This window comes from Mycolicibacterium bacteremicum (assembly GCF_002086115.1).
Taxonomy (GTDB): Bacteria; Actinomycetota; Actinomycetes; order Mycobacteriales; family Mycobacteriaceae; genus Mycobacterium; species Mycobacterium bacteremicum.
Genome location: NZ_MVHJ01000065.1, coordinates 1 through 1,452, shown reverse-complemented (window position 1 = coordinate 1,452; position 1,452 = coordinate 1). Strand labels below are relative to the sequence as shown.

The 1,452-nt window shown below is 66.1% G+C and carries 1 pseudogene; it reads right to left on the bottom strand.

What is annotated here, in order from left to right:
• Positions 1 to 81 precede the first annotated feature (81 nt).
• A pseudogene (locus BST17_RS28475) lies at positions 82 to 1,452 on the bottom strand (CoA-acylating methylmalonate-semialdehyde dehydrogenase); the annotation flags it as partial.

Sequence of the window (1,452 nt, the reverse complement as noted above, 5' to 3'; positions counted from 1 at the left end):
TTCCCTCCGGCGAGCGTGCGTGAACTCGGGTGTGAGTTCGGCGTGTTGGGGTGCTGACACGCACGCTCGCCGGGGTGGGGGTTAGGCGTTTTCGGGGAAGCCGAGGTTGATGCCGCCGTGGGAGGGGTCCAGCCAGCGGGTGGTGATGGCTTTGGTGCGGGTGAAGAAGTGCACGCCTTCGGTGCCGTGGGCGTGGCTGTCGCCGAACAGGGAGGCTTTCCAGCCGCCGAAGCTGTAGTAGGCCATGGGGACGGGGATGGGGACGTTGATGCCGACCATGCCGACCTCGACTTCGTTTTGGAAGCGTCGGGCGGCGCCGCCGTCGTTGGTGAAGATGGCGGTGCCGTTGCCGTAGGGGTTGGAATTGATCAACTCCAGGGCTTGGTCGTAGGTGTCTACGCGCAGGACCGATAGGACGGGGCCGAAGATTTCGTCGGTGTAGACGCTCATGTTGGGGGTGACGTTGTCGAGCAGGGTGGGGCCCAGCCAGAACCCGTCGGGGTCTCTTTCCGAGCCAACCTCGGCTGCTACCTGGCGGCCGTCGACGACGACCTTGGCGCCGTCGGCTTAGCCGGCGTCGATGTAGGAGGCGACCTTGTCGCGGTGGGCCTTGGTGACCAGGGGGCCCATGTCGGTGTTCTTGGTGCCGTCGCCGATTTTCAAGCCGATGGTGCGTTCTTGGATTTTGGCGACGAGGTCGTCGGCGATGGGGCCGACGGCCACGGCGGCGGAGATGGCCATGCAGCGTTCGCCGGCGGAGCCGAAGCCGGCGTTGACCATGGCGTCGGCGGCCAGGTCGAGGTCGGCGTCGGGCAGGATGACGGCGTGGTTTTTGGCTCCGCCGAGGGCTTGGACGCGTTTGCCGGCGGCGGTGGCGGTGGCGTAGACGTACTGGGCGATGGGGGTGGAGCCGACGAAGCTGATGGCCTTGATGGCGGGGTGGGTCAGTAGTTCGTCGACGGCGGTCTTGTCGCCTTGCAGGACGTTGAATACGCCGTCGGGTAGGCCGGCTTCTTTCCACAGTGCGGCCAGCCATAGTGAGGCCGAGGGGTCTTTTTCCGAGGGTTTGAGTACGACGGTGTTGCCGGCGGCGATGGCCAGGGGGAAGAACCACATGGGGACCATGGCGGGGAAGTTGAACGGGGAGATGATCCCGACCGGGCCCAGGGGTTGCAGGATGTTGTGGACGTCGACCTTGGTGGAGGCGTTTTCGGTGTATCCGCCTTTGAGCAGGTGGGGGATGCCGCAGGCGAATTCGACGACTTCCTGGCCGCGGGCGACTTCACCGAGGGCGTCGGAGACGACCTTGCCGTGCTCGCTGGTGATGATCTCGGCGAGTTCGCCCTTGCGGGCGTTGAGCAGTTCGCGGAAGGTGAAGAGGATCTGGGTGCGTTTGGCCAGGGAGGTGTCGCGCCAGGCCGGGAACGCCGCGGCGGCGGCCTCGATGACCGC